Source organism: Brevundimonas sp. NPDC055812 (assembly GCF_053616535.1).
The window spans coordinates 393,215-419,839 of record NZ_JBSHDX010000003.1; the positions used below are offsets into that span (position 1 = coordinate 393,215).

The window sequence follows — 26,625 nt, forward strand, 5'->3', positions numbered from 1 at the left end:
CTTCTCAGCCCTTTGTGCCAATGAAACGCGGGAGGCGTAAGAGCGGCCCCCGGCGCGGAAACACGAGTTTATGACCGCGAAACACGAAGTTACGGCCGCGCTCCGGCCTACTTCGTCTCGCAGCGGCCCTTGGCGAACTGGGGCAGATCCATGCAGCGGCCGTCGATCGGGGCGTCCGGCTTGACTCCGATCAGATTGGCCAGGGTCGGGGCGATGTCGATGGTGCGCATTGGCAGGAAGCGCTCCTGCCCCTCGGCGCCCGGCCACCAGAAGACGATGGGCACGCGGCGGTCGTAATCCCAGGGCGAACCGTGGCTGGAGATGGCGCCGCCAACGCGGCCCTGGCCGGTCAGGCCCGACTGCCAGGCGCGCAGGATGTCGGGCGAACGGCCCGCCACGGCCGACAGGCGCAGGCGCTGGCGCAATGACAGCTCCTCTGGATTGTCGGAGGCCGGAACCGGCTCGGCCAGCAGTTCGTCGCGGGCGACGGCCAGGGCCACTTGCGGCTCGCCGTTCAGCAGCTCGATCGCCGCGGCCAGAACCTGCGAACGCAGCGGCTCGGCCAGCGACTTGCGGTCCTTGTCGACGATGACGAAGCCCCCCGCCGAGGACACCACCGGATCGGCGTCCAGACCGAAGCGGGCCTTCAGCGCCGCGTTGACGCGCGGTTGCAGGGCGCGGTCCACTCGGCCGGCGTCCGGATAGCCCTCGACCGCCGAACGCTCGGGAAAGTCCGAACCGCCGTGGTCGGCCGTCAGAACGACGATGGCGCCGCCCGGAATGGTCGACAGCCTGTCCAGGAAAACGCCCAGCGCCGCGTCCAGACGCAGCATCTGCTCGCACATCTCCGGCCCCTGGGTGCCGTAGCTGTGGCCGATCCGGTCCGTGGCCGACAGGCTGACGCCCAGCATGTCCGTGACGCCGCGACGGCCCAGTTGCTGGCTGTCCAGCAGTTCGATCGCGCCTTCGATCGTCAGCTCGTCCAGGATGGGCGAGTTGTCGAGGCGGAAGTCGGCCGGCGGCACCTTGGAATCGAAGGTCTGGCCCGCGATGGTCCACCGCCCTTCCAGACGACGGCAGGCGGCGTTGGAATAGGTCCAGCTGGGCGCCTCTCGCGTGAAGCGGTCGATCATGCGGGCGTTTAGGGCCGTCACCGGGGCCAGACGCGCCTCAGCCGACTGGCCCGGCTCGACATAGGTGGTGAAGCCGAAATTGTCCGTCAGCCAGAAGGCGCCGTCCGCCTTGTGCCCGGCCAGGTTGATGGCGCCGCGATCCTTGCCCGACACGCCGTAGACGCGGCTTTCCGGGCTGACGGCCTTCAGCCAGTCGCCCAGGGTCGAGGCGCTCAGCTGTTCGGGGCCGACCGGGCCGTTGTCGGTGTTCTTGCCGTGGGCCAGGGTGTTCTGCGGCGCGGCCAGGCAATAGGTTTCCTTGCCCGTCGTCGTGTCGATCCAGTCGTTGGCCGGAATGCCGCTGCGCGCCGGATGGGCGCCGGTCAGGACGGTCGAGTGCCCAGCGCAAGTCACCGTTACGCCGTGGGCCTGATAACCGTTGATCGAGACCATGCCCTGATCAGCCAGGGTCTTCAGCCCGCCGGTGAACTGGCTGCGGTACTGATTGAACAGATTGGCGCTCAACTGGTCGACCACCACGGTGACGATCAGCGAGGGCGAGGCCCGTTCGGCCGCCGGCGCCGTGATCGCGGGCTGGGCCGCCGTCTCCGTCGCCTGCGCGGCTGCGTTCACGGCGACGAGGCCCAAGGTCAGGCCCAGGGCGGAGGCGAGAAGGCGGCTGCGGATCATCGGAAACACCAAGCGAAGCATAAAGTCATCGAACCCCTACGCCGCCGCCATGACGGGGCCAAGACAGCGCGGCCATGAAAAAAGAGGGAGGCCGCAGCCTCCCTCGGGACTTCAAATCATCGGCTCGCCGCGCCGGCGGGCCTCCAGCCACTCCCGGAAGAAGGCGCGGGCGATGAAGGCGAGCACGCCCGCGACGATGACGGGCCACATCAGAACATAGGCGGTGAGCCAAAAGGCGCTCATGGCGATCTCCTGTTAGCGGGATTGAGGAAGCTGTTGTTCGGCGCCGATCGCTGCGCGCGCCGGCGCGGTCGCAAGGTCTTCGCCTTCCTCCACGTCGAAGTCCCCGGTCATGCGGGCGATGCGCGAGAAGTCGAAGCCCGTCCGGTTGGACAGGGACATGACGGTGCAGACCACGGTGCTGACGGCATAGGCGATCAGCGAGCCGCTCAGCACGGCGTAGTCATGCAGGAAGCCGATGGCGAAGGGCGCGACGACCAGGGCGGCGATCACCCCGACGATCCGCGCCGGGCGCGCGCCGAAGAAGCCGAAGGTCATCAGGCCCGCGACCACGCCGACGCCGACCACGGCGATCACATCGAAGACATAGCCGACCGCGCCGTCCATCGGGATCCAGCCGAACCGCACGGGGAAGAAGAGCGCCAGCGCCGCCAGCACCGAGACGGTGAAGGCCTTGTTGGTCACCTTCTCCCAATAGAAGCTGGCGATGACGGGGAAGACCAGCGCGCCCCAGATGGCGCCGACCAGGACCAGCAGGTCCAGGATGTTCATGCGGGCTCCGGCGAAATAGAGGGCCGCGCCGGTGGCGATGACCATGGTCGACCGCCCCACGGTCAGCATCAGGCGCGGATCGGCCTTGCGCTTGCCCGCCCGGCCATAGACGTCGGCCATCATGATCGACGAGAGGGCCGACAGATCGGAGTCCGCCGTCGAGGCCAGGGAGCCGATGATCATGATGAAGAAGATGCTCAGCAACACCGGCCCGAAATAGGTCCCGGCCAGTTGCGGGATCAGGTTGTTGAGGTCGCCCTCCATCGGATTGATCCCGGCATACAGGGCCACGACGCCCAGCATGCCGATGCCGATGATGGTCGCCCCATAGCCGATGGTGGCGGTGATGAAGGTCGGCTTGATCAGGTCCTCGCGCACGGCGAACAGGCGCTGGGCGATGGTCTGGTTGCCGATGGCGTAGGCCAGGACGGCGGCGATATAGGGCGCGCCCTGGTTCAGGAAGGCGTCGGACGAGAAGAAGCTGGTCTGCTGGGGCGTCAGGTTGGACGCGCCCTCAACAAAGACGGCCGGGCCGCCCATGGCGAAGAAGATGGCCGGGATGACCACCACCACGGCGCCCAGCATGGCGCACACCTGAATGAAGTCGGTCAGCACCGAGGCCCGGAACCCCGACCACAGGGTGTAAAGCAGCACCCCGCCCGCGATGACGACGATGCCCTGGCTGAAGCTGAACGGCGACAGCATGGCGATCAGGGCGCCGCCGGCGATGAAGTTGGACGTCAGGCTGATGACGCTGCCCAGGATATTGGACCCCGCCAGCATCAGTTGGCTGGAACGACCGTGCCGGGCGTACATGACCTCGGCCAGGGTGTGGGCGCGCGGCGCCACGGCGCGGATGCGGCGGCCATAGGGGTAGATGAACAGGATCATCAACGCCCCCCACAGCCCATAGTGGATCGGCCCCGATATGCCGTAGACGTAGCCGGAGGTGGCCGAAGCGTACATCGACGCCGCCCAGATCCAGGTCGCCGTCATCGAAGCGGCTGAGACGCCCAGACCGATGCCGTTGCCGGCCGTCATATAGGCGTCAGCGTTTTCCTTGCGTCGGCTGATCCTCAGAGAAATCAGCATGGTCAGGCCGAAAAACAGCACCAGCAGGCCGACCGTCAGCGGCCCGCCCAATTGTTGAAGTTGTACGTCGTCCACGCGCGCCTGCGCTCCTGTCTCTTCTACTTCCGGCGAGCCCCCGGCCCGCCATCCGCGCAGCCGCAAAGACGCCGCCGCGCCACAGGCGCAGGCAGACGGAATGTCACGGTTGCGTTCGCGCCCGACATGAATGCCCGGCGCAATGAAAGGCGCGTCGAGCGCGCCGGCGCGGCCAAACCCCTCAAGCCACGAGAAGAGACCTTAATACACCAACGGCAAAGCCGAGATAAAGTTTTTGTGCAATGCGATAGGCTTGACAGAAATTCGGCTCATTTCACTAAAATGAAAGGAGAAGAAACTCACGATCATTCATCACGATCTAAAAGGCATTGAATATCGATTCAAATCATATTCATGAGAATCTATACTTTTATCGCAATGAATACCAAATCAGCATGAAGAATTCGGCAAATGACGAAAGCTGTATTCATCCAGCGTCGGCAGAGCGACGCCCCCGCAGGCTTGCGGCGCCGCCCCAGGCCCGATCGAATACGCAAAACGCCTGCGTTCACGAACGCAGGCGCTGAAACGGCCTCATAGACGCAGTCGTCTTATGGGCAGAGCCGGATCACGTCCGGCCGATATTGGTGCGAGCGGCGGGAATCGAACCCGCACGACCGAAGTCGAGCGATTTTAAGTCGCTTGCGTCTACCAGTTCCGCCACGCTCGCGGCGTGCACCTCAGCGCTTCGCCTCCCGTGCCGCACGAGCGGCCCGGAAGTCCACATCTGAATCGGCGATCAGGCGCACCAGGGCCGCCCAAGCGGCGACGTTCTGGGTCATCTGGGCCGGATCGATCTTGTCCAGAGTGTCGTCGGCCGTGTGGTGCAGGTCGAAATAGCGCGTGCCGTCCTGGCGCAGGCCGAAGACCGGAACGCCCGCCTGGGCCAGCGGGCCGATGTCGACGCCGCCGAACAGCTCCGCCTCGCCCGGCAGCACGCCCAGCGGATGCAGGACCCGCAGGGCGATCTTGGCGAAGTCCGTGTTCTGCGAACCGGGCGGCAGGCCCAGGGCGTAGACGCGGTCGGCGCCGAAATCGCTCTCGCCGGCGACGACGTGCTTCTCGACACCCGCGCCGATGTTGCGGACATAGGCGCCGCCGCCGTTGCCGTGATCGGTCGGCTGGGCGACCTCTTCAGAGCCGTACAGGACCACACGGACCGTACGGGCCGGTCGGCCCTGCTCGGCGATCAGCTTGGCCGCCGCCAGGGTGATGGCGCCGCCCGCCGCATCGTCGATGGCCCCGGTGCCCAGGTCCCAGCTGTCCATGTGCGAGCCCAGCACGATGATCTCGTCCGGACGCGAGGCGCCGACGATGTCGCCGATCACATTCTGGCTGACCGTCTCATAGGTGTGGGCAGTGGATTTCAGGCGCAGGCGCACCGTCTCGCCCATGCCGACCAGACGCGCCACCTGATCGGCGTCCGGGGCGCTCAGGGCGAAGGACGGCAGCGGCACCTTGCCCTCGACATAGCGGGTGGTGCCGGTGTGCGGCATCCGGTGCTCATCCGACCCGGCCGAGCGCATGACGAAGGCGACCGCGCCGCGCCGGGCGGCCTCGGACGGCCCCTGGCTGCGCAGGCGCGACAGGGGGCCGTAGCCCGAGCCGTCCTGCATCCGCACCATCTGGCCGCCGTCGACCACGGCGATCTTGTCGGTCAGCGACCCGGCGGGCGCGGCCATCAGAGCGTCGAGGCCGTCGAAGAAGACGACGTCCGCCTCAATTCCCTCGGCGGGGGTGGCGATGGAGTGGCCCAGGGCGGCGGCGACCAGTTTCTGGGGACGGGCGCCCAGAATCTCGGCGCTTTCCTCGCCCCGCTCCCAGCCGATCAGGGGAAAGGTCTCGATGCGGACGTTCTGGAAGCCGTGGGCGCGCATGTAGTCGGCGGCCCAAGCGGAGGCGTCCTGCTCGGCGCGAGAGCCCGCCGGGCGCGGGCCGAAGCGGGTGGTGATCTGGGTGACGTAGTCGAGGGCGATATTGCCCTTCAGCGCCTGGTCGCGCACCTGTTCGGCGGCGCGGATGGTCCCGGCGTCCTGGGCCAGAACCGGCGTGGCGATCAGGCCGAGCGCCACAGCGCTGACGGCCATAAGACGAGCATTGAACGACAAGTGCGCCTCCCCAACTCAACAATGAGGCGCGGACCCTAGCGGGCGAAGCCTGCGACCGAAAGTCTCAGCTTCGCCGCCAGGACGGAAATCACTCGCCCTTGATGAAGGGCTCGACCGGGCCTTGCAGCTTGACGGTCAGGGCCTTGCCGCGACGGTCGACGCGATTGCCGACGGCCAGGCGCACCCAGCCTTCCGAGACGCAGTATTCCTCGACGTTGGTCTTTTCCTCGCCCTTGAAGCGGATGCCTACGCCGCGCGCCAGGAGTTCGGCGTCGTGGAAGGGGCTGTCGGGATCGACCGAAAGACGGTCAGGCAGGGCGTCGGACATGGAGAGGTCTCGCGAAAAATCGAAGCGGGCTGAATAGCCGCGCAAGGCCTGTGCGACAACCGTCGCCTATTGCACCGACTGGCGCGCGGCGGCCGGGGCGTCGGCGGCGACCGCCGCATAGGGGCGCGGACCGGTCTCGACGGGCGCCGGCGCCTTGGCCGCGGGTTGCGCCGCCGGGCGAGCGGCGGCGGGCGTCGGGGTGCGACGCGGCGCGGTCTGCTGCGCAGCGCGAGTCGGCGCGGGCGCAGGGGCGGCGGCGGGCTGAGAGGCAGGCTGGGCGGCAGGCGTCGGAGCGGGCGCAGCCTCGGTCGGCGCGGCCACGGCGGCGGCGCGGGCGGCGTACTGCTGGGCCTGGAAGCGTTTGGCCAGCTTCTCGGTCAGTTCGCGTGCGGCGGCGGGCTGCATCTGGGCCATGATGGCGGCCAGGGTGCGCGGGCGCATGGCCGAGGCGACAGGCAGGCGCACGCTGTCGTCCAGAGTGGCGAAGACGGCCGCCGCCTCCTTGGGCCGCATGGCGGAATAGACGGCGACCAGACGGTCGGCCTCGGCCTTTTCCTTCTCGTCAACCTGGCCGACCAGGGCGCCGATCTCGCCCTTGAGGGCCTCCAGCGCCTGCAGCTTGGCGTCCAGCTTCTGCTCCGCGGCCACCATCAGCGGCAGGGTGGTGGCGAAATCGGCGTCGCGCGCATCCAGCTGGTCGCGGCGCTTGGACAGGGACTGGATGATCCGCAGTTCAGCCGGAGAAATGCCCGCCTGCTGTGCCAGTTGTTCGGGCGTCAGAGCGCAGACGGCGGGGGCGGGCCTGGCCTCAGTCTTGGCCCCCTCGCCTTCCGCGGCGACCGCCTCCTGAGCCCAGGCGGTCGCCCCCTGGAACAGGTCCGGCGCCACGCCCGCGGCGCGCACGGCCACGACGCCGCCGATGGCGACGGCGATCAGGGGCAGAAGGCGAGGCAGCTTGCTCATCGATCAAACTCAGCGAACGGTTCGGCGCCAAACACGCCGGGTAGGAAAAACTTCGCCCCTCAAATCGTCCGACACCGCGTGTCGGACATAGGGCGCTTAAAGGCATCAAGCAGCGAACAGGTCGTCGTCCAGACTACGACGGGCGCGGTTTAGGCTCTGTTGCGCAGCATGGTTAGCGGCCAGGGCCTGCATCACCGGCGAGGCGCGCTCGGCGACAGGCGCGGGCTTCGGCGACGGCGCCTTCATGACCGCGCGCGCGCCTTCGATGCGCTCCATCAGCAAGGCCATGCGGCGCGCGCGGGCCTCGTCGTCCAGCAAGGGCGCGACCGAAGAGGTGCGGACGGGTTCAGCCTCGACAACCGACTCCATCTCGACCGGCGCGCGGGCGGCGGCGCGGCGTTCGTCCTCGCGTGTCTCGATGCGGCTGTCGGCCGGGCGGGCCGGGGCGCGGGCGATCAGCACCTCCAGCTCCTGCTTCACGGCGCGGGCCTTGATGATGCGGTCGTGCAGCAGGTCCGTCTCCTGACCCGAGGCGCGCAGGGTGGCCAAGGCCTGTTCGGCGCGGCCGGCGGCGCTGTTCAGCTCGGTCACGGCGGCGGCGAAGGCCAGCTGGCCCTCGCGCAAGGTCTTGAGCTTGCGCTCCAGCTTGATGCCGTAGCCGATGGCGGCGACCAGCAGCAGCATGAGGATGGAGTCGAGGATGATGCCGGTCATGTCAGCTGTTCCCTCTGGCGATGCGGGCGGCGGCGTCGGTGCTGATGGGGCCCTCGACGCGGACGGCGATGTGCTGGCCCTTGCGGCCCATGCGGCCGGTCGTCAGCGGGATGGAGCCCGCCCGCACCGACACCTCGGACTCAGGGCTCACGTTCAGCATCAGGGTGTCGCCGACCTTCAGGTCCAGCACCTTGGACAGGGGCATCTGCTGCTCGTCCAGCACGCAGCGCACCTCGGTCTCGGTGGTCCAGAGCTCGGTGGCCAGGTGGCCTTCCCAGATGTTGTCGCGGCCGAACTTCTCGCCCATGAACTGCTGCAGCAGCATCTTGCGGATGGGCTCCAGCGTCGAATAGGGCAGCAGCAGCTCGACCCGGCCGCCGCGATCTTCCATGTCGATGCGCAGCTTGACCAGGATGGCGGCGTTGGCCGGACGCGCGATGGCGGCGAAACGCGGATTGGTCTCCAGCCGGTCCAGGTTGAAATGGACGGGGGTCAGGGGTTCGAACGCCTGGCGCGCATCATTCAGGATGACCTCGACCATCCGCTGCACCAACGCCCGCTCGATGGTGGTGTAGGGCCGCCCTTCGATACGCAGGGCCGCCGTCCCGCGACGCCCGCCCAGCAGGACGTCGACAATCGAATAGATCAGGTTGGAATCGACCGTCAGCAGGCCGTAGTTGTCCAGCTCCTCGGCCCGGAACACCGCCAGGATGGCCGGAAGCGGAATGGAGTTCAGATAGTCGCCGAAGCGGATGGAGCTGATGGTGTCGAGGCTGACCTCGACGTTGTCGGAGGTGAAGTTGCGAAGGCTGGTCGTCATCAGCCGCACCAGGCGGTCGAAGACGATCTCGAGCATCGGCAGGCGCTCGTAGGAGACCAGGGCCGAGTTGATGATGGCGCGGATGCCGCTGCGCTCGGCGTCGTCGCCGCCCCCCATGTCGAAGCCCAGCAGGCTGTCGATCTCGTCCTGGTTCAGCACCCGTTCGGACAGGGTCGCGCCCGGATCGGCGCCCAGGTCCGCTTCGCCGCCGAAGGGGTCCAGTTCGTTGTCGGGAGCCAGGGTGTCCGTCATCCCTACTGCACCAGCATCTCTTCGATCAGCACGGCGTCGACCTTGCCCGGCGCGGCGATCAGGTTGACCCGACGCAGGATTTCGGCGCGCAGCTGATAAGACCCGGCCGAGCCGGCCAGATCCTCAGGTCGCAGCTCGCGCAGGAAGCCCTGGAACATGTCCTGCATCCGCGGTGCCTCAGCCTGCAGGTGCGAGGCGACGGCGGCGTCCTTCATCTCCAGCGTCAGGCGCAGCTTCAGATAGGTCGGGCGGCCGTCGACCGACTGAATGTTCACGATCATGTCGGGCAGGGTGTAGAAGGTCACGCCGTCGGGTCCGGCCGCCACCTTGCCCGCCCCGGGCGCCGCCTCGCCTTCCTTGCCGCCGTCCCCGTGCCCGCCCTTCTTCTCTTCCTTGGCGGGGGCCGCGTGGCCGCCGGCCGCCTCGGCGGGCTTGGGCTTCATCATCAGGAAGGCGGTCGCGCCGCCGCCGCCCAGCACCACCAGGGCCGCCGGGATGATGATGAACAGCAGCGGGATCTTCTTCCTGGCGGGCGCGCCGTCATCGCCGCCTGTGCCTTCGGCGCCGTCGCTCACGGCAGGCAGGTTCGCGTCGTCGCCGGCCGGCGCCTCGCTCTTCTTCTTGCCCAGCTTCAGTTTCAGCATGCGTAAGCCGCCCCGATCCTCACATGCCGGGTGTGGGCCGATTTTGGTTAACGAGGCGTTTACGATCGGCAAATCCTGCCGGGCGCCGAACCGTCGAAAACCGCTCAAAGCCCCATTCCACGGGCGTTAACCCTGTTGGCACGGTCGTTGCGACGCACAGCGGCGAAAGGAGCCGCCTCGTGGAAAACGCCGCCTATATCGGACTGTCGCGCCAGATGACGCTTCGCCGCGAACTGGACATCGTGGCCAACAACGTCGCCAACGCCGACACCACCGGCTTCAAGGTCGAGCAGCTGATGGTCGGGACCGAGATCGGCCAGCGCGCCCGCAACGACGCCATCCGCCCCTCGGCCAGCTTCGTACTGGACAAGGGGGTGGGCCGCGACTTCGGCCAGGGCTCGCTGAAGCAGACCGGCCGCGACCTGGACTTCGCCATCGAGGGCGAAGGCGCCTTCTTCACCGTGCAGACGGCGGGCGGCCTCGCCTATACCCGCGACGGCGGCTTCGTCACCGATCCCGAAGGACGGTTGACGACCAAGCAGGGCCTGCCGGTCCTGGCCGACGGCGCCGAGATCGTTCTGGACCCGCAGCGCGGCCCTGCAAGCGTCGCCCACGACGGCACGATCAGCCAGCAGGGCCAACCGGTCGGACGCCTGACCGTGGTGCGCTTCGACGCCCTGTCGGCGCTGCAGAAATCGGGCGACGGCCTGTACCGCAACGCCTCCAACGCCCAGCCGATGGACGCGACCGACGCCCAGGTCCGCCAGGGGATGCTGGAAGGCTCGAACGTCAACACCCTCGTGGAAATCACCAACCTCATCGAGATCAACCGCGCCTATGAGCGCGTGACCAAGATGATCGAGAACGCCAACGACCTGTCACGCCGCTCCGTCGAGCGGCTGGGCCGGGTTTCGTAAGGGAGAGCTGAGACATGCGCGCGCTTCGCACCGCCGCCACCGGCATGGCCGCCCAGCAGCTGAACGTGGAGGTCATCTCCAACAACATCGCCAACATGAACACGGTCGGCTTCAAGCGTCAGCGGGCCGAGTTCCAGGATCTGCTGTATCAGAACGTCGAGCGCATGGGGGCCCAGTCCTCGACGCAGGGCACCGTGGTGCCGACCGGCATCCAGATCGGCTCGGGCGTGAAGGCGGGCAGCGTCTATCGCATCACCGAACAGGGCAGCCCGAACCGCACCGGCAACACCTACGACATCGCCATCCAGGGCAAGGGCTATTTCCAGATCACCCTGCCCTCGGGCGAGCTGGCCTATACCCGCGCGGGCAACTTCACCGTCAACGGCGAAGGGCAGCTGGTGACCGACGACGGCTATGCGGTCGAGCCAGCCATCGCCATTCCCCAGGACGCCCTGGACATCTCCATCTCCAAGTCCGGCCAGGTTCAGGTGACCACCGAAGGCCAGCCCGAACCCCAGGTCGTAGGCCAGCTCGAACTGGCGACCTTCTTTAACGAGGCGGGTCTGGAAGCCATCGGCGACAATCTGCTGCTGGAGACGGCGGGCTCGGGCCCGGCCACGGTCGGAGCGCCGGGCGAGGTCGGCTACGGCACCCTGCTGCAACACTATACCGAAGCGTCGAACGTGGACGCGGTCAGCGAGATCACCGCCCTGATCGTGGCCCAGCGCGCCTATGAGATGAACTCCAAGGTCATCACCACCGCCGACGAAATGCTGTCCGTCTCGACCCAGTTGAAGAGCTAGGGAAAGGCCTTAAGCCATGAAGCGCGCCCTGATCCTCGCCGCCGCCGTCGCCGCACTGGCCGCCCCCGCATGGGCCGGGCCGGTCAATCTGCTGCCCGATCCGGTCGACGACGACGGCCGCATCACCCTGGGCGAGCTGTTCGACGAGGCCGGCGCCGCCTCAGGCGTGGTGGTCGGCCGCCGCGTCGGCGCCACGGCCGTTCTGGAGGCCTCGCAGGTGCAGATCGCCGCCCGCCGGGCCGGACTACAATGGAGCAACCCCAACGGTCTGCGCCGCATCGTGGTGCGCGAAGGCGGGGCGATCCCGGCGGAGGCCTCGGCCCGTCCCGCCGCCGCCAGCGTCGGCGCCCCAGCCCCTGTGTCGGCCCGCGCAGGCGTCAACGTCGAGGTTCTGACCTACGCCCGCAGTCTGGCGGCCGGGGACGTGATCCAGCCCGAGGACGTGATCTGGGCATCGGTCCAGTCGCACCTGGCCCCCGTCGGCGCGCCGCAGGATGCCGAGGCGGTGATTGGCCTCGAGGCCAAACGCGCCCTGCGCGCCGGAACGCCCGTCGGTCCGCGCGACCTGGCCTCGCCCCAGGTGATCGCCCGCAACGACATGGTCGAGGTCGCCTACATCAACGACGGCGTCGAGCTGACCGTCACCGGCAAGGCGACCCGCAACGCCTCGGCGGGCGAGGCCGTGCCGATCCTGAACGTCCAGTCCAACCGCACCATCGACGCCGTGGCGGTCGCCCCCGGCCGGGCCGTCGCCGGTCCCGCCGCCCAGATCGCCCGCCGCAACCCGCAACAGTTCGCCGCCCGTTGAGCGAGAGTTCCATCATGCGCCCCATCACCGTCGCCGCCCTGTCGTTGTCCGCCCTCAGCCTGGCCGCCTGCTCCACCGCCATCGAGGCGGTAAAGGGACCGGAGTTGGCGCCCATCGGCTATCCGGCCGCCCTGGTCCCGGTCGAGCAGGCCTATCTGCCCGAGCCGACCTCGGCCAGCGCCAACAGCCTGTGGCGCACCGGCGCGCGCAGCTTCTTCGGCGATCAGCGGGCGCGGCGCGTCGGCGACATCCTGACCGTCTCCATCGACATCAACGACCGCGCCCAGACCCAGAACACCACCCAGCGCAACCGCACCAACAGCGCCTCGGGCGGGGTGACCAACTTCTTCGGTCTGGAGAATAGCCTGGGCCGCGCCTTCCCCGGCGGCTTCGACGCCGCAAACATGATCGGCACGGAAGGGGCCGTGAACGCCAACGGTTCGGGCAGCGTCAACCGCTCCGAGCGGGTGAACCTGACGGTCGCCGCCGTCGTCACCGCCGTCATGCCCAACGGCAACCTGGTCATCCAGGGTCGGCAGGAAGTGCGCACCAACCGCGAGGTGCGCGAGCTGACCGTGGCCGGCATCGTCCGGCCCGAGGACATCTCCAGCGCCAACACCATTCGCCACAGCCAGATCGCCGAAGCGCGCATCAGCTACGGCGGGCGCGGCGACATCAGCCGGATGCAGGCGACGCCCGCCGCCCAGTCCCTGGTCGAGCGGTTCAGCCCGTTCTGACCTGCGTTCACCGAAACGTGTGATTCCGGCCGCACCGCATCACTGAATCGCGCGCGGCCCAGCGGAGCCGTGAACTCTTAACAAGCGACCCGCGTTTGTTCTGTCGAACGCGAGTGAGCTTGTCATGCGTAAAACCGTCTTTCCCATCCTGGCCGCCGTGGGCCTGGCCGCCGTTGCGGCCCACGCGGCGACCTATGTTCCGTCCTCGCCCCGCCACGGCGGCGAAGCCGCCGCCGGCTGGCACATGCTGCACGAGGGGCCGATGGCCAAACTGGCCTATGGCCTGCCGGATTCAGACCAGTTGGCCCTGATGCTGACCTGCGCGCCTGGCGACGGCGCCGCCGTGGTCTATGGCGACGTCCAGCCGCGCAGCGCGGGCCTGATTCTGGCTTCGCACGGGCCGCAGCTCATCGATCCGCTGTCGAACGGCGAGGCCTTCGAGGCGCGCCTGCCGATCGGCGACGCGGCCTTGACCGGCCTGGCGCGAGGCGGCCGAATGACCGTCCAGACCGAGGCCGGCGACCGCCAGTTGACCGCCACCCGCGCCGAGCGGCGCATGGTGCAGGGGTTTCTTAGCTATTGCGCTTCGGGACATGCCTGACCACAGTCCCCCCGTTTTCCTCAGCGGGGGCTGAAACATGACCTCACTGCTCGGCCTCGCCCAGGCCATGGCGCTCGCCCTGGCCGTCCAGGCGGCCCCTCAGAACGGCGCGCAACCGCCCGCCGAACGGCCTCAGGCGGCGACGCCCGCTCGATCGACGCGCGCGTCGGAAGGCTGGACCTGGACCCTCTACAGCGGCGACGGCCCTCTGGTCCTGGCCAATGAGATCCCGGATACGCCGCGCCTGCGCACCACGTTGGAATGCGCGCCGGGCTCCAGCGTCGTGCGACTGGCCTTCCATGACGCGCCGGGCGCCGACGGCTTCGCCGTCATCCGCTCCGGCGCAGCCTCGGCCGAGGTGGAGGCGCGCGCCCGACGCGGGCGGTTGGAGGCGACCCTGCGCGCCGACCATCCCGTTTTCGCCGCCTTCCTGGCCTCCGGACGGCTGACCCTGTCCCTCGGCGACCAGACCAAGGCCGTCGAGATCGATCGGGCGAATCTGTCCAAGCTGCGCCGCTTCGCCGAACTGTGCACCGGATAAGGACGAGGATGCGCCCTACCCGCTGGCCGACCGCCGCCGCCTTCACCCTCATGGCCGCCCTTTCCGCCGCCCTGAGCGCCTGCGCGCCCAGCGTCGCCTCGCTGAAGACGAACGGCGCGCCCGTGCCCGTCGCGGGCTACGACTGGTTCCTGAACGAAGATCCGGACGAGCCGCGCCTGTCCTATGGCCTGGCCCAGTCGGACGACGTGCCGCTCAGCCTCATGTGCGCGCCCGGTTCGGGCAAGATCGGCCTGTCTCTGGCTGCGGACCCGGCGCCCGCCCGCCGCTCCATCACCCTGGAATCGGGCGGCGACACAGAAACCTACGCCGCACGCGTCGAAGCGGCCGACGTGCACGACGGCGTCCACCTGATCGCCTCCGCTCCCGCCTCCGATCCTGTCTTCCAGCGGTTTCACCGCCTCGGCTGGCTGGCGGTGTGGGACGGCGACCAGCGCGCGATGATGGCCGCCCAGCCCGGTTCGGAAGGCCGTGCGGCGCGTTTCCTGGAGTTGTGTCGTTGAAGGCTTGACCGCAGCGGCGACGTCCGCTCCCCTCCCCGCCCGTTCTTGGGAGGGCTTTAGTTCATGCGTCATCTTCTTCTCGCCGCCGGGATCGGCCTGTCGAGCCTTGCAGGCGCCGCCGCCCTGCCGACCCAGGCCGCCGTCGTTCAAAGCCCTTCGCCCGCCGCCGCGCTGGACGCCCTGCTGGTCGATTATGAGGCGTATCTGCGCCAGAACGATCCCATCGGTTCGAGCATGGACGGCGACCGCGCCGCCCTGTCGCGTCTGCCCGACGCCAGCCGTGCGGGCGAACTGGCCCGCCGCGCCCCGCTGAACGCCCTGAAGGCGCGGCTGGAGGCCATCAACCCGGCCTCTCTGGACGAAGCCCACCGCCTGAATCACGCCTTCGTCGGCTATCTGATCGGCCGCGAGCTGGAGCGGATCGAACTGGACCCGTCGCGTCTGGCCTTCGACTCCGAAGGCGGCCCCGGCCAGCTTCTGGCCTATCTGGCCCCCGCCACGCGCATCGCCACGGCGGCCGACGCCGAGGCCTGGCTGGCCCGGCTGGAGGCGGCGCCCGCCTATTACGACGCCGGGATCGCCAACACCCGGCGCGGGCTGGAGACCGGCCTGATCCAGGCCCGTTCGGTCGTCGACAGCGCCCTGGCCCAGGCCGAGCGCGACCTGACGCCGGGCGAAGCGGGCGATGTCCTGCTGCGCCCGTTCAACGCCCTGCCCGCCACCATCCCCGCCGCCCAGCAGGAACAATTCCGCGACCGCGCCCGCGCCCTGGTCGAGGGGCCGATCACCGCCCGCCGCACCGCCTGGCGCGACTTGCTGCGCGACGAATACGCGCCCAAGGCCCCGCAGGAGCCGGGTCTGGTCCACCGCCCCGGCGGCCGCGACCTGTACGCCTTCCTCGTCCGCAGCAACACGACCACCGACCTGACGCCCGATCAGGTGCATCAGATCGGCGTTGAAGAAGTCGCCCGCATCCGCGCCCGCATGGAGACGGAAATGCGCGCCGCCGGCTGGACCGGCGACTTCGCCGGCTTCCTGACCTTCCTGCGCACCGACCCGCAATTCTACGCCCAGACGCGCGAAGAACTGCTGGAGAAGGCGTCGGAGATCGCCAAACGCTCGGATGACCGCCTGCCGTCCCTGTTCGCCACCCTGCCGCGCCTGCCCTACGGCGTGCGTCCGGTGCCGATCGAGATGGAGGAGACCTACACCACCGGCCGCTACAACTCAGGCTCGATGAAGACAGGCGTGGCCGGGGGCTACATCGTCAACACCGGCAAGCTGGACCAGCGACCCCTGTATGAACTGCCCGCCCTGACGGTGCACGAGGCCGTGCCGGGCCACCACCTCCAGATCGCCCTGCAGCAGGAAGCCGCCGACCAGCCCTATTACCGCCGCCGCGCCTCGGTGACAGCCTTCAGCGAAGGCTGGGGCCTGTATTCCGAGTTCCTGGGCGAGGAGATGGGCATCTATCGCACGCCCTATGAGCGGTTCGGCCGCCTCAGCTATGAGATGTGGCGCGCCTGTCGTCTGGTGGCCGACACCGGCCTGCACTGGCTGGGTTGGAGCGAGGAACAGGCCCGCGCCTGCTTCCGCGACAACTCGGCCCTGTCGGCGCACAACATCGAGACCGAGCTGCAGCGCTACATCGGCGATCCCGGCCAGGCCACGGCCTACAAGATCGGCGAAATCCGCCTACGCGAGATCCGCCAGAAGGCCGAGCGCGAACTGGGCGACCGCTTCGACGTGCGGACCTTCCACGACGCCCTGCTAGTCGACGGCGCCCTGCCGCTGGCCCTGCTGGACGCGCGCATGGACCGCTGGATCGCCGAACAGAAGACCGCCTCCCAGTAAGAAAGCGTCCCTCCGACATGAATTTCATCAAGCGCATCTTCGGCTCTGTGCAGCCGCGCTATCTGATCCGCGCCTATGTGCTCAGCGCCGCCTTCATGGGGCTGATGGTCTGGATGATGCTGTCGGCGGGCGGCGCCCAGCCCCTGCATGACCGCGCCGCCACCCTGGCCGTCTTCGGCGTCGGCGCCCTGCTGTTTCCCTTCTCCAAACTGGTCTGGGACGAGATCAAGCGGGTGATGATGGGCGAGACCGTCTTCTTCATGAACGCCTTCATCCTGATGTTCCTGAAGCTGATCGTGAACTTCCTGCTGTGGGGCTTCTCGATCTTCATCGCGCCCCTGGGGATTCTCTACCTGTGGTTCCGGTCGCGGAACGCCGCCTAAAGCCCCAGTTCGATCCGCGCCTTCCTCGTCAGCTTGGCGGCGATCAGGGCGTGGGCCGATTTCAGATGATCGGCCAGCTCGTCGTCCGGCCAGTCGCCCGGATCGGCCAGATGCACCCATTTCGCCCGCGCCAGATAGGGGGCCGGGGCCGCCCGCCCCTCCTCGGTCAGCACTTCATAGGCGATATCGGAGACCTTGAACGACAGCCCGCCTTCGGCCCCGATCAGGGCGAACATCTTGCCCCCCACCTTATAGGCGTCATGGCCCGGTCCGAACGGGTGATCCATCGTCGCCGCGGGCAAGGCCAGGCAGACCTCTCCCACCCCCGCGCGATCCATCCTAGGCCCCGACGCCCAGGCCGATCGGGCAGACCACGCCCGTCCCGCCGATGCCGCAATAGCCCGCCGGGTTCTTGGCCAGATAGCCCTGATGATAGTCTTCGGCGAAGTAGTAGGGCCCGGCCGGTTCGATCTCGGTCGTGATCACGCCTCGCCCCGCCGCGCTCAGCGCCGCCTGATAGGCGTCGCGCGAAGCCTCGGCTTCCGCCTGCTGCGCCTCGTTCAGCGTATAGATCGCCGAGCGGTACTGGGTGCCCAGATCATTGCCCTGGCGCATCCCCTGCGTCGGATCATGGTTCTCCCAGAAGGCCTTCAGCAGGTCGCCGTAGGTGATCCTGGTCGGATCGAACACCACCTGCACCACCTCCGCATGGCCGGTGCGGCCCGAACAGACCTCCTCATAGGTCGGATTGGGCGTGATCCCGCCCGCATAGCCGGCCGACGTCGTCCACACGCCCGGCAACTGCCAGAACACCCGCTCCACGCCCCAGAAACAGCCCATGCCGAACACGGCCGTCTCCATCCCCGCCGGATGCGGCCCCTTCAGCGCATGACCCATGACGAAGTGGGTCTCATCGGTCGGCAACGCCTCGGCCCGACCCGGCAGGGCCGTCTCAGGCGTGGGCAGTTCATCGGTCTTCTTCAACAACATGGCGCGAACTCCGCGAAAACAGCGTCTTCGCCTATATGGAGGCTTCAAGGGCGCTTGCCCATGGGGACGTCATGCTCTAATCAGCCCCTCCCGTCGGTCCGCTCCCGACGGTTCCGCCCCGGATGCATCCGGGCCCAGGTGGAATGGACAGGTGGCCGAGTGGTTGAAGGCGCACGCCTGGAACGCGTGTATAGGGGCAACTCTATCGAGGGTTCGAATCCCTCTCTGTCCGCCACCACCATATTAAAACTCTTACAAATCAGTCGTTTCGAGATACTATTGTCTAACAAGGCTATGTCGTTAGACAATAGCGCATCGATATTTCGTCTTAGATTTTAGCCATTGCCGCTTCAGCCAGTACCCGCTGGTCACGCGCCTTGGTATAGCGCTCGACCTCTTTCGCAGTGACATGGCCAGTGATCGCCTTGATCTGAGCCTCACTACAACCCGCATCTGCCAACCGCGTCGCCGCTGATTTGCGCAGACCGTGCGCCGATCGATCCTTGATACCGGCTTCCTGCACAGCCCCACGGAACCAGTTGCCAAATCCTGCTGCCGTATACGCCTGACCATGCTGGGTAGCGATGAAGGTCGGATAGTCGATCTGCGCCAAGTCGAGAGACGGCTTCAGTCGCGGATGGATTGGCAAAGCCAGCTTGGCGCTAGTCTTCTCCTGACAAACCAAGATCTTGCCGTCCTTAACGTCCATCCAGCCCATGTTCCGCACATCGCCCGAGCGTTGAGCCGTATAGAGCAGCAGATCGAACGCTAGGCGTTCTTTAGTCCCTACCGGCCAAGAAGCCTCAAAAGCCGCAATCTCAGCCTCTGTCCATGCGGGAAAGCCATCAGAGTCAGTATTCAGCGCCCGGATCCCCTTGGCAGGATTATCCGTGCGCCAACCACGCGACACAGCAAAATCCATCAGCTTGGACAGCACCTTCACCATATTATCGGCTGCCGCAGGCGTATCCGCCCGCTTGTCACGCATTATCAGCACGTGACGCTTACACAGCCCCTTCACCGGCCGCTCACCGTATTGCTCACGTAGTCGCTCGATGATCCGGCGATAGGTATCCTTCGTGGTGGGCTTGAGAGTCTTCCACTCAGCAGAGCTATAAAAGGCGATTACAAGCGCCGCCATAGAGCCCTCTACAGTGCGGAACTCTCCTGCCACAACTTCACCTTCCATGGCCCGCCGATAGGCTTCCTCAAACTCCGGGGAATAGGGCTCCCCAGGCAAGGATACTTCTGGCTTACCCTTCAAACGGAAGCGGTAATACATCTTCCCCTTGCTGATATAGCGGCTCACGCCACGCCGCTTGGTCACCCCTAGTCCGCGTCCCATACGCGTTCCTCCGCGCTAACCTTGGCTTCGCTATCTAGCGCCTCACCGGTCACCCAGATGCTGATCTCGCCATTAGGCCGGCAATCTACACGTCCAATATCGATGCCTTGATCTTTGAGGCTCCGTACAAACCTCCCCAGCTTGGCCGAACTGACACCCGTCTGCTTCCGCACCGCGCAATCCTTTTCAAAAACAGTGACTAACTGCCCAAAGGATTGCGAACCGAACGCCACCAATCAAGCCAAAATAAGTAGTTAGACAATAGCCTCCCTGACGGTAGTCAGTTCTCATCGAGCGCAAAGCGCAAGTAAGCTAGTAAACCGCTAGCGGTTTACACATCCTGCCTCGGAACGGCATGCGTAACTATGCGCAAGAGTGCGCCAAATCGCGTGCCGCCGCGCCCACCAACGGAAAGCCACCCCAAACCGCAACATTTCAATCTAAGGTTATAGAAATGGGGTCAAAACGGCGGAAATAAATGCACAAGTCTGCACAACTCTGCACAACTCTGCACAAAGTGCCGCCTCAGAAGTTATCCCCACGACTTTAAGTTTAGTGCAGAACTGAAAGGCCAGTTAGGTCCACATTGGCCCGAAGTTTTCCGTCCCAATTAACCGTTAGGTCCACATACACCCGAAGTTTGGGGAGAATCGTGACCGTGAATGATCGTTTTCTCCAGCCCGCAGGTCAAAACTGCCAGCAGGGCGTCCAAACAGGCCTGTGAACGCTAAAATAGAGCCCAGCCGACAGATCCAACGATCGGACCTCTTAAAAACATGAATCCTATAAAATCAGTGATTTATGCTCATTTAGGTCCACATTCGCCCGAAGATAGAAAGAAACAAGCCTAACAAAACTCAGCAATTGTATACATGTATACGTGTATACACATTGAATACTTTCCAAGTTTTAGACTGACCCACCGTAATCCTGTCTCTTTTGACCCAATGCAGCTAACATAACGGCTCACCCACGAGCCCTTAAGCGCATGCCCGATCACGACTTCAGCACCTTCGCCGCCCCTCTCGCCCACCCCGGCGAACACCTACGCGAAGACTACCTCCCAGAGGGCGGCCTATCCCCCACCAACCTAGCCAACGCCCTCGATATCGACGAGCACACCGCCGACCAAATCCTAGCCTGCAAACACCCCATCACGCCCGCCCTCGCCACCGGCCTAACCGAACTCTTCGACACGTCCCCCGAGTTCTGGCTCAACCTCCAAGCCGCCCACGACGCTTCAAGCCAAGCACTCGAAGATAACTCAGCAGTGTCATTGTCACAGGCTAACGACCAATGACGGCTTCGCGCCAGGAGCAGTCAGTGCCACCCATCCAGAAAGGCGACATTCAGTGATCGCGATGGGTGCCTGCTTCTAGGCTAGCGATAAGTTCGTGGATCGAACCTTGGGTACGTTCAGGGGGGGGGCTTCGACGACCGCCGCTTAACGTGCCAAGAAACGACCAAGGGCCGAGGCAAGGTTGGGGTCCAAGCCCCCCTCTTCCTTCACAATGCCGTCCGGAGTGCTCCTAAACAACGCGTTCAAAACGATTTGCCGGTCAGAATCGCCAGGTGCTGAAACCTCGGTCAGGGCTAAGTACGTCGTCGTCATCGTAGCGCGTTCTTCGGCATCTTGTCTCAGGTGAAGCTGGCTCAGGTACAGCTTGGTCAGGAGCCTACCAATCCAGAAGAGCATCCCTGAGGACGTGGCTAGGCCCGCTGAGGCGACAATCGTTAGACCCGGCGGAAGTGAAGTAGTCGGTGTGGTCAGGATGTAATAGCCGACGCCACCAAACATCCCCACTAGACACATGAACGCCAGTGGGAAGTATAACAAAAGCCACCCCTGCATGGTGCCTTCCGAGTCCTTATGCTTTGCGGCTTTCTTTTCCCAGTATTCCACTGGAGCTTTGAGCGCCATTTTCTCCGTGAACGTCACGTCAGTCGCGTGGAGTTTGGCTATCGCCGACCGTTCTCGCGCGCGAGCTTTCATAGAAGTGCGGAGCCACCGTCGGGTCAATGTTTTCGACCAAGTCGCTGCGGCGCTGGCAGCTTTCTCAAAGGCTTCCTGCCATTCTTCTGATCGAAGGCTCTCCCGTGCTCTGACGTCGTCGAATAGTTTGGCGGCGGCATCTCGGTAATTGGTACGCTCCCTCCTAAATCTATCTGCCTCGCCTGCAGCGAAGAGGACTTCGGGGTTCAGGACCAGAGAGGCACCTCGCCATTGCTGGTTGGTGCCTATATTCGCATATGTCACCAGCTCTTGTTTCATGGCGAATGCAAACTTGGCAGCCTCTTCGCCAGCCAAATCTCTGATCTCAAAAATTTGCCTTGCGGTATCCGTGCTGGGGTGCGGCGGCGCGTAGTTGTCGTTCAGGTGACGGGCGAAGATTGAGGCGGCCTCATGAAGGGGGGCCTTGCTCTCCATCGCGTTTGTGACCTCTTGCTTGGCGGAGGCTAGTCGTGCGGGAATATAATGCGCCAAGTTAGCCGGATCTGGCCCATGAGCCCCAGAGAGCCATTGCCAGGCGGCTTCACTTTCCTCCAGCCACTTCGCCACTTGTCGCCACGATCGAAATGACACTTCTGCATGCCGCCCTAAGGGCACCCGCACTTCTTCAGTATGAATATTTGACATCGGTATCTCCCCCGCTCGAGATTGTGCACGCCGTACAGGTTGGCGTCACTAGGGTTTTCCCACCGAACGATTGTCCCGTTTAGGGTGAACTCGGAGGTTCAGAAAACGCTTCGATACGAGCCCCTTCTAGTTCGCCTACGCGCCAGCAGCGGACATTCGTCGGTTGTCAGAAAGCAGACCCTCAGTGCCACGGTGGCGCTCAATGCGAATGCAGCGTGCGCCGCTTCAGAAAACAGGGTAATCATAACTCTAACAGTAGAGCCGGAGGGGGCGGGCGATGGTGAAAAAAGTTGAGAATGTCGTGCTGCAAATATCCCCGATAAACGGGACTATTTGGTGCCTCATAACCTGGCGCGAACTTTCAAACTGGTCGAGTGATTTTAGATCAACTTGAGGTTGGGTCTCAGACGATGTCGGACTAGATTACAGCAATGCGTTCGGCAGCGTCAGATGCCGAACGTAAGATTATTCTCACAGCGCTATTCCGCGGAACGTCCGACGGCATTTTCAAGGACGACGCAAACTTCGATCTCAGCATGGCCGCGCTGGTAGCCAAGGCGATGAGCCATTGATTATTCAGGCTGGGCTGCACGCAAGTACATGCGCAATTTTAGCGAGGACTTTTGGACGTGGCCACGACTGTTAAGTCTGCCTTTCGCGACTATGCGACCAACTTAAACATCACGGATCGCCAAGCCTCTATTGTCGCGAATTGCAAAAACAATATGGTTAATGTGCTCGGGGGAGAACTAAAGCTCCATCCTGAGAAAGCGCGTGTCATCGGATCCTGGGATCGGGATACGCTAACGCGCTACCTGTTAGAAGGTGACGTCGACGTGATGATCATCTTGCATTACGGGGAGCACAAAGACTGGAATAGTGACGATGGTGCCTCCAAGGCGCTCGCTCGGTTCAAGCGAATTCTGGATAACGCTTATCCCAAGACGCCCTGCAGGGTAGACCAGCACTGCGTGACAATGAAGCTGTCGCGGTTCCGTCTGGATGTCATCCCCGCCTTTAAATTCAACGACGGGTCTTATCGGATACCTGATACTCACAGAGATCAGTGGATCAAGACAAACCCCATCGCCTTTTCTCACGCGATAACTACCGTGAACAAGCAAATGGATGGAACTTTTGTTCCCCTTATAAAAATGGTGAAAGGTTGGAATCGCGAGGCTGGATGGCCTATCAAGAGCTTTCATTTAGAATGCATACTGTACAACCACTATCGCCTTTACACCAAAAACTACACCTACAGTTCAATGCTTAAGGTCTTTTTTGGATCGTTACCGAAATATATTAGCTCGGCATGTTACGATCCAATTACGGGAGAGCGGGTAGACTGCTACTTGGATGGCGGCGGTGTAACAACGTTGCGTACGCGAGCTATCGCCAAGGCTCAAGCAGCTGCTGCGGCGGCTGCCGAGGCCCATGGAGATGAGGAACTGTATCCAAGCGTGGCCATAGGAGAGTGGAAGGCCCTCTTGGGAGAGTTTTTTCCCTCGTATGGGTGAGTAATTGGTGCTGATTTTCCTGCCCAACAATGGCCGCTACGGTCGAAGCGATGAGCATCGTGGTTCGTATGATTACAATTCTGCCGCACGAGACATCTTGGGCGATGCGCCGAGCTGACGAGGTCGCGCGCCTGAAAAGCCGATTGGGCGATCTGTTGATCGAGCACGTGGGGAGCACTGCAGTGCCGGGGCTGGCTGCGAAGCCAGTTATCGATCTTCTCGTGGGGCTAGACGACTCGAGCGATGAAGAACGTGTATCTCGTTGCCTTAAAGCTCTCGGCTATCAAAAGGGCCAGTCCCAGTCGAATGAGCCAAGAACCTTTTTTTTTGAACGAACGGACGACTCTGCAGGGACATTCCACTTACACGTCGCGCCGCGCGATAGCGTCTATTGGCGAGACATGATCAACTTTCGAGACGCGCTTCGAACTGATGAAGATCTTGCCTACGAGTACGTGGCTCTGAAGCAACGCCTCGCGGCGACCTTTGCCTACGACATCGACGCATACTCTGCCGGCAAAAGCGACTTCGTTGCCCGCGCTTTGCGAGGAAAAAAATGACCCAGTTCAGCGCCTCCCAGTTCATCGGATATCAACGCGCCTCTTTCGATAGGGCACAGCGCTTTCGGGTTGCTGTGCTAGTATCGCAGTTCTTGATCGCTGGGACCGCAGCCGCCTCAGTGTTCTCTAACGACGGAACATTGCAACTGAACCTTGCTCTAGCTGGGGCCATACTATTGGTCTTCTGGCTCTATGTCGCCAGACGGCATCGACGACTCAAAGAGGACGGGGATCAAGCTCGCAGGGTCAGCTTGATCCTTGAGGCTTTCCCCGATCGCCCTTCTCCAACGCAACTATTCCAGATTTTCCAATCGTTCAGCGTGGATGCGGCGGTTGCTGCGAAGCAGGCCGACGATAGCTACTTTGCAACAGCCGCTCCACCAGGTAACGGCCGTTTGGCGGAAATGCTTGAAGAGTCGTCGTACTGGACGGAGAAACTCCAAGAGGACAGCGCAGGCATCATGGCTTGGTTCCTTGGCGGAGTCGCGGCTGTTGCCATGGTGGGGTGGTTCCTGTTGACACCCAGCGAAAACACCGAGATGCGGGTATCTCTGGCCCGCGTGTTCCTCGCGCTTCTCGCTTTTTTCCTCTCGTCAGATGTCTTCGGTGCCCTAGCCGGGCACAGAGCCGCCGCGAAGTCGATCTGCAATATTAGGCTGCGATTGAACACGGCTCAAGCTCAGCAGGCACCTATGGGCGATATGCTCATTTTGATGCTCGACTACAACGCTGCCGTGGAGGCCGCCCCGATGGTTCTTCCGTTCCTCTACAAAGTGCGACGGAAGCAGCTGAAGGCCCAATGGGACACCTACAGGATCAATCGTCCGGATCCCACAACGCCGCACTGCTGAGATCACGTATCCGGGAGGCAAATTTTCCTAGGGAGGCCGTGCTGGTCACCCTGCCGCAGCTCCGGGAAGCAGACCTTTCAAAGCTCCGAGAGGAGTCACTAATGGTCATTCTCGAAGACTTAGGCTCGGTACTTCAGATGCAGAAGGGTCAGCCTTGCCGCTCTAGATATAGCGGCGACCGAGGACATAATCGATCCGGTAGTGTGGCGACCCGCCAGCCGACACATGGTCAGACCGAAGGCCCGCATGAGGCCGAGACAGTAGTGCTCGTTGTCAATGCTGTAACTGCGATCCTCCTCGCCCGACGCGGTAGGAATGCGGCCCAGTCGGGGTTTAGACGTTATCGCCCCGCAGCCGCCCGCCAATGCGCAGAGCATTGGCTTCGACGAGCGCCGCTGCTTGTTCAACATAGCCGGGTGCAGCCCCCTCAAGCCCACAGATGGCATGCGTGGCTTCAACTCGCTTAGCGACAAAGGCGTCGACCAGTTCCTGCACACGCTTGCGCAGGTCTGCCGGGCGATAGTTGGCGTCGGCCGCGATAGTATCCCAGTGACGAGCCGCGACATCGGCGGGCCTACGCCTTTTGCCGGCAATCTTTTGAGCCAGGGTTTGAACGACATGGTCCCAAGCCAGAACGGTTGAAACATCATAGAGGGGGGCCAGATGGAGGCCTCCACCGACCGGCCGCAGGATGGAATAGTTCTTGGCGTGGGCATCGGTATTGGCCACCAAGATGTTGAACAGCACCTGATCCAAGAGGGCCAAGGCATCCTTGGGTGGCAGGCGATGTCCGGTGGCAAGAAGCTGAGCCAAGCTCGGCCCTGCCAGTGTGCCATGTTCGTATTTTCGGCCCGGCGGCACACCATTGGCTTGAGCAAAGTCCTCTTGATGGAGCCGCAGCACCCTGCCGTGCTCGCTTAGGCGTCGATCATAGCGAAGGACGCACAGCGCCTTACGGTTACCGGCCGGTGCAATCGACGCCTGCGCGGCCTCAATGCCCACGGCACGGGCCAAGGCCAGACAATAGGCCTCGTTCTCCACTATCCCCGGAAGGGTCTCATTGTCCGGCTTGAGGATCAAACTAGAGGGAGCGCCGTTGCGCGGAATAGCCAGCACATCTCCCGCCTGCGGCAGGCGCAAGACCGGATGGCCATCCGCATCGAGCAGGGCAAGCGCCGTCTTTTTCTGCCCGCCCGCCAAGGAGAGGCGCACCCCCTCCTCTCCCGCAAGGAAGGGCCGGTTCTCAAGATCCTGGAAATGACGCTCTAAAGCGGCCTCGGGATCATCAAGGCCATAAAACTCGGTCAAGGGCACATAATCCCAATCCGCCTGAGACGTAGGCAGATCAAAGGACAAAGCGCCTGCTGTGTCGCCCCCAATGGCTTCCAACAGAGCAAGAGTGTCGGCCCGGTCCAGACCAAGGCTTTTGGTCAGAATGGCCAACTGGCGCTCTTCAGGTAGGAGGTTGGCTAGCCAGGGCGAGATGATGTCCGACCCAAAGGGCTCTGAGCGAAGCGGCAGGGTTTCTGATAGGGCAAAGGCTCCCTTCGTCGCCAACCACTTGGGCTCATAGGCAAAACTGAGCGCCCCATCTGGTGCCACAGTGATCAGACCAAGGCGCAGGTCGCCAAACCAGACAGGGACACTCATGCATAGTCCCCAAGGTCATAGCCAGCCTCACTGGCACTGACTTCATCCCCAGAACCGGCATCTTGGATAAGGTCCGCTGGATTCAGCCGTAAGGCTGCTGCTAGCCGGAAAAGGCTAGACAGCCTCAGGTCACGTTTACCGGTTTCGATCAGGGATAGGGCCGGGGCGCTAAATCCGCTGAGCAGGGCCAGCTCATGCAGCCTCAAGCCTGCCGCCTCTCGCGCCTGACGGATACGGGCACCGACGTCTTTTAGAGTCTGTGTGGCTTCATCCGTCATGGCGTTACCTCTTTTATCTTATTCGGTAAAATAGGCTCATA

28 protein-coding genes and 2 tRNA genes are annotated in these 26,625 nt (G+C 64.2%); 14 read left to right on the forward strand and 16 right to left on the reverse strand.

Annotated elements, in window-relative coordinates; all coding sequences use genetic code 11:
- Window positions 1-107: 107 nt before the first annotated feature.
- The 10 genes from ACWGL1_RS07255 to ACWGL1_RS07300 form a co-directional block, all read right to left on the reverse strand.
- Entirely contained in the window at window positions 108-1,802 is a 1,695-nt protein-coding gene (locus ACWGL1_RS07255; RefSeq protein WP_452111614.1) for an alkaline phosphatase family protein, read from the reverse strand.
- 111 nt (window positions 1,803-1,913) lie between these two features.
- A complete protein-coding gene (locus ACWGL1_RS07260) occupies window positions 1,914-2,045 on the reverse strand; it encodes a putative transporter small subunit (protein WP_291776856.1) in 132 nt (43 codons plus the stop codon).
- A gap of 12 nt (window positions 2,046-2,057) precedes the next feature.
- The gene (locus ACWGL1_RS07265) at window positions 2,058-3,761 is read right to left on the reverse strand and encodes a sodium:solute symporter family protein (RefSeq protein ID WP_291776858.1); all 1,704 of its coding nucleotides are present in this window, start codon (window positions 3,759-3,761) and stop codon (window positions 2,058-2,060) included.
- A 585-nt stretch (window positions 3,762-4,346) separates the two neighbouring features.
- Window positions 4,347-4,431, reverse strand: a tRNA-Leu gene (locus ACWGL1_RS07270).
- Between the two features lie 10 nt (window positions 4,432-4,441).
- Window positions 4,442-5,848: a M28 family peptidase gene (locus tag ACWGL1_RS07275; protein WP_452111615.1), complete on the reverse strand. Its 1,407-nt coding sequence runs from the start codon at window positions 5,846-5,848 to the stop codon at window positions 4,442-4,444.
- Window positions 5,849-5,957: 109 nt separating this feature from the next.
- Window positions 5,958-6,197: a DUF3297 family protein gene (locus ACWGL1_RS07280; RefSeq protein ID WP_024354808.1), complete on the reverse strand. Its 240-nt coding sequence runs from the start codon at window positions 6,195-6,197 to the stop codon at window positions 5,958-5,960.
- Between the two features lie 66 nt (window positions 6,198-6,263).
- Window positions 6,264-7,160 carry a MotE family protein gene (locus ACWGL1_RS07285; RefSeq protein WP_452111616.1) on the reverse strand — a complete coding sequence of 299 codons (897 nt, stop codon included), beginning with the start codon at window positions 7,158-7,160 and terminating at the stop codon, window positions 6,264-6,266.
- A gap of 105 nt (window positions 7,161-7,265) precedes the next feature.
- Window positions 7,266-7,874: a DUF6468 domain-containing protein gene (locus tag ACWGL1_RS07290; RefSeq protein ID WP_452111617.1), complete on the reverse strand. Its 609-nt coding sequence runs from the start codon at window positions 7,872-7,874 to the stop codon at window positions 7,266-7,268.
- Between the two features lies 1 nt (window position 7,875).
- Entirely contained in the window at window positions 7,876-8,946 is a 1,071-nt protein-coding gene (gene fliM, locus ACWGL1_RS07295; protein WP_291776873.1) for a flagellar motor switch protein FliM, read from the reverse strand.
- A 2-nt stretch (window positions 8,947-8,948) separates the two neighbouring features.
- Window positions 8,949-9,590 carry a flagellar basal body-associated FliL family protein gene (locus tag ACWGL1_RS07300; protein WP_452111618.1) on the reverse strand — a complete coding sequence of 214 codons (642 nt, stop codon included), beginning with the start codon at window positions 9,588-9,590 and terminating at the stop codon, window positions 8,949-8,951.
- A gap of 179 nt (window positions 9,591-9,769) precedes the next feature.
- On the opposite strand from ACWGL1_RS07300, the gene flgF reads away from it, so the two are divergent.
- The 9 genes from flgF (at window position 9,770) to ACWGL1_RS07345 (ending at window position 16,755) form a co-directional block, all read left to right on the forward strand.
- Window positions 9,770-10,507, forward strand: coding sequence for a flagellar basal-body rod protein FlgF (flgF, locus tag ACWGL1_RS07305; RefSeq protein ID WP_452111619.1), 738 nt, complete (start codon window positions 9,770-9,772; stop codon window positions 10,505-10,507).
- A gap of 14 nt (window positions 10,508-10,521) precedes the next feature.
- Window positions 10,522-11,310: a flagellar basal-body rod protein FlgG gene (flgG, locus tag ACWGL1_RS07310; protein ID WP_452111620.1), complete on the forward strand. Its 789-nt coding sequence runs from the start codon at window positions 10,522-10,524 to the stop codon at window positions 11,308-11,310.
- Between the two features lie 16 nt (window positions 11,311-11,326).
- The gene (gene flgA / locus ACWGL1_RS07315; RefSeq protein ID WP_291776881.1) at window positions 11,327-12,118 is read left to right on the forward strand and encodes a flagellar basal body P-ring formation chaperone FlgA; all 792 of its coding nucleotides are present in this window, start codon (window positions 11,327-11,329) and stop codon (window positions 12,116-12,118) included.
- Window positions 12,119-12,129: 11 nt separating this feature from the next.
- Window positions 12,130-12,855, forward strand: a complete 726-nt coding sequence (flgH, locus tag ACWGL1_RS07320; RefSeq protein ID WP_256968228.1) for a flagellar basal body L-ring protein FlgH — start codon at window positions 12,130-12,132, stop codon at window positions 12,853-12,855.
- Window positions 12,856-12,979: 124 nt separating this feature from the next.
- Window positions 12,980-13,456 (forward strand): hypothetical protein, encoded by a 477-nt coding sequence (locus tag ACWGL1_RS07325; RefSeq protein ID WP_291776884.1) that lies wholly within the window; start codon window positions 12,980-12,982, stop codon window positions 13,454-13,456.
- Window positions 13,457-13,493: 37 nt separating this feature from the next.
- Entirely contained in the window at window positions 13,494-13,997 is a 504-nt protein-coding gene (locus tag ACWGL1_RS07330) for a hypothetical protein (protein WP_291776885.1), read from the forward strand.
- An 8-nt stretch (window positions 13,998-14,005) separates the two neighbouring features.
- On the forward strand, window positions 14,006-14,518 hold the full coding sequence (locus ACWGL1_RS07335) for a hypothetical protein (RefSeq protein WP_291776887.1): 513 nt from the start codon (window positions 14,006-14,008) through the stop codon (window positions 14,516-14,518).
- A gap of 63 nt (window positions 14,519-14,581) precedes the next feature.
- Window positions 14,582-16,372, forward strand: a complete 1,791-nt coding sequence (locus ACWGL1_RS07340; protein ID WP_452111621.1) for a DUF885 domain-containing protein — start codon at window positions 14,582-14,584, stop codon at window positions 16,370-16,372.
- Between the two features lie 17 nt (window positions 16,373-16,389).
- Window positions 16,390-16,755 carry a hypothetical protein gene (locus ACWGL1_RS07345; protein ID WP_452111622.1) on the forward strand — a complete coding sequence of 122 codons (366 nt, stop codon included), beginning with the start codon at window positions 16,390-16,392 and terminating at the stop codon, window positions 16,753-16,755.
- On the opposite strand, the gene ACWGL1_RS07350 is transcribed toward ACWGL1_RS07345, so the two are convergent.
- Both ACWGL1_RS07350 and msrA read right to left on the reverse strand, forming a co-directional pair.
- Window positions 16,752-17,093 carry an MmcQ/YjbR family DNA-binding protein gene (locus ACWGL1_RS07350; RefSeq protein WP_452111623.1) on the reverse strand — a complete coding sequence of 114 codons (342 nt, stop codon included), beginning with the start codon at window positions 17,091-17,093 and terminating at the stop codon, window positions 16,752-16,754. The genes ACWGL1_RS07345 and ACWGL1_RS07350 overlap by 4 nt on opposite strands.
- 1 nt (window position 17,094) lies before the next feature.
- Complete coding sequence (gene msrA, locus ACWGL1_RS07355; protein ID WP_452111624.1) at window positions 17,095-17,745, reverse strand: peptide-methionine (S)-S-oxide reductase MsrA; 651 nt, start codon at window positions 17,743-17,745, stop codon at window positions 17,095-17,097.
- Window positions 17,746-17,890: 145 nt separating this feature from the next.
- Between msrA and ACWGL1_RS07360 the strand changes: the two genes are divergently transcribed.
- Window positions 17,891-17,980 (forward strand) — tRNA-Ser (locus tag ACWGL1_RS07360).
- A gap of 93 nt (window positions 17,981-18,073) precedes the next feature.
- On the opposite strand, the gene ACWGL1_RS07365 is transcribed toward ACWGL1_RS07360, so the two are convergent.
- Window positions 18,074-19,054: a site-specific integrase gene (locus ACWGL1_RS07365; RefSeq protein WP_452111625.1), complete on the reverse strand. Its 981-nt coding sequence runs from the start codon at window positions 19,052-19,054 to the stop codon at window positions 18,074-18,076.
- A gap of 1,024 nt (window positions 19,055-20,078) precedes the next feature.
- Between ACWGL1_RS07365 and ACWGL1_RS07370 the strand changes: the two genes are divergently transcribed.
- Window positions 20,079-20,390, forward strand: a complete 312-nt coding sequence (locus ACWGL1_RS07370; RefSeq protein ID WP_452111626.1) for a HigA family addiction module antitoxin — start codon at window positions 20,079-20,081, stop codon at window positions 20,388-20,390.
- Between the two features lie 144 nt (window positions 20,391-20,534).
- On the opposite strand, the gene ACWGL1_RS07375 is transcribed toward ACWGL1_RS07370, so the two are convergent.
- Window positions 20,535-21,728, reverse strand: coding sequence for a DUF6161 domain-containing protein (locus ACWGL1_RS07375; protein ID WP_452111627.1), 1,194 nt, complete (start codon window positions 21,726-21,728; stop codon window positions 20,535-20,537).
- 629 nt (window positions 21,729-22,357) lie between these two features.
- Here ACWGL1_RS07375 and ACWGL1_RS07380 point away from each other — a divergent pair.
- The 3 genes from ACWGL1_RS07380 to ACWGL1_RS07390 are packed head-to-tail and all read left to right on the forward strand — an operon-like array spanning window position 22,358 to window position 24,656.
- A complete protein-coding gene (locus ACWGL1_RS07380; RefSeq protein WP_452111628.1) occupies window positions 22,358-23,245 on the forward strand; it encodes an SMODS domain-containing nucleotidyltransferase in 888 nt (295 codons plus the stop codon).
- A gap of 50 nt (window positions 23,246-23,295) precedes the next feature.
- Entirely contained in the window at window positions 23,296-23,805 is a 510-nt protein-coding gene (locus ACWGL1_RS07385) for a GrpB family protein (RefSeq protein WP_452111629.1), read from the forward strand.
- Window positions 23,802-24,656 carry a hypothetical protein gene (locus ACWGL1_RS07390; protein ID WP_452111630.1) on the forward strand — a complete coding sequence of 285 codons (855 nt, stop codon included), beginning with the start codon at window positions 23,802-23,804 and terminating at the stop codon, window positions 24,654-24,656. The genes ACWGL1_RS07385 and ACWGL1_RS07390 overlap by 4 nt, the downstream gene beginning before the upstream one ends.
- A 333-nt stretch (window positions 24,657-24,989) precedes the next feature.
- On the opposite strand, the gene ACWGL1_RS07395 is transcribed toward ACWGL1_RS07390, so the two are convergent.
- Window positions 24,990-26,306, reverse strand: a complete 1,317-nt coding sequence (locus ACWGL1_RS07395) for a HipA domain-containing protein (protein WP_452111631.1) — start codon at window positions 26,304-26,306, stop codon at window positions 24,990-24,992.
- Window positions 26,303-26,584, reverse strand: a complete 282-nt coding sequence (locus ACWGL1_RS07400; protein WP_452111632.1) for a helix-turn-helix domain-containing protein — start codon at window positions 26,582-26,584, stop codon at window positions 26,303-26,305. Before ACWGL1_RS07400 ends, ACWGL1_RS07395 begins: the two co-directional genes overlap by 4 nt.
- Window positions 26,585-26,625 lie beyond the last annotated feature (41 nt).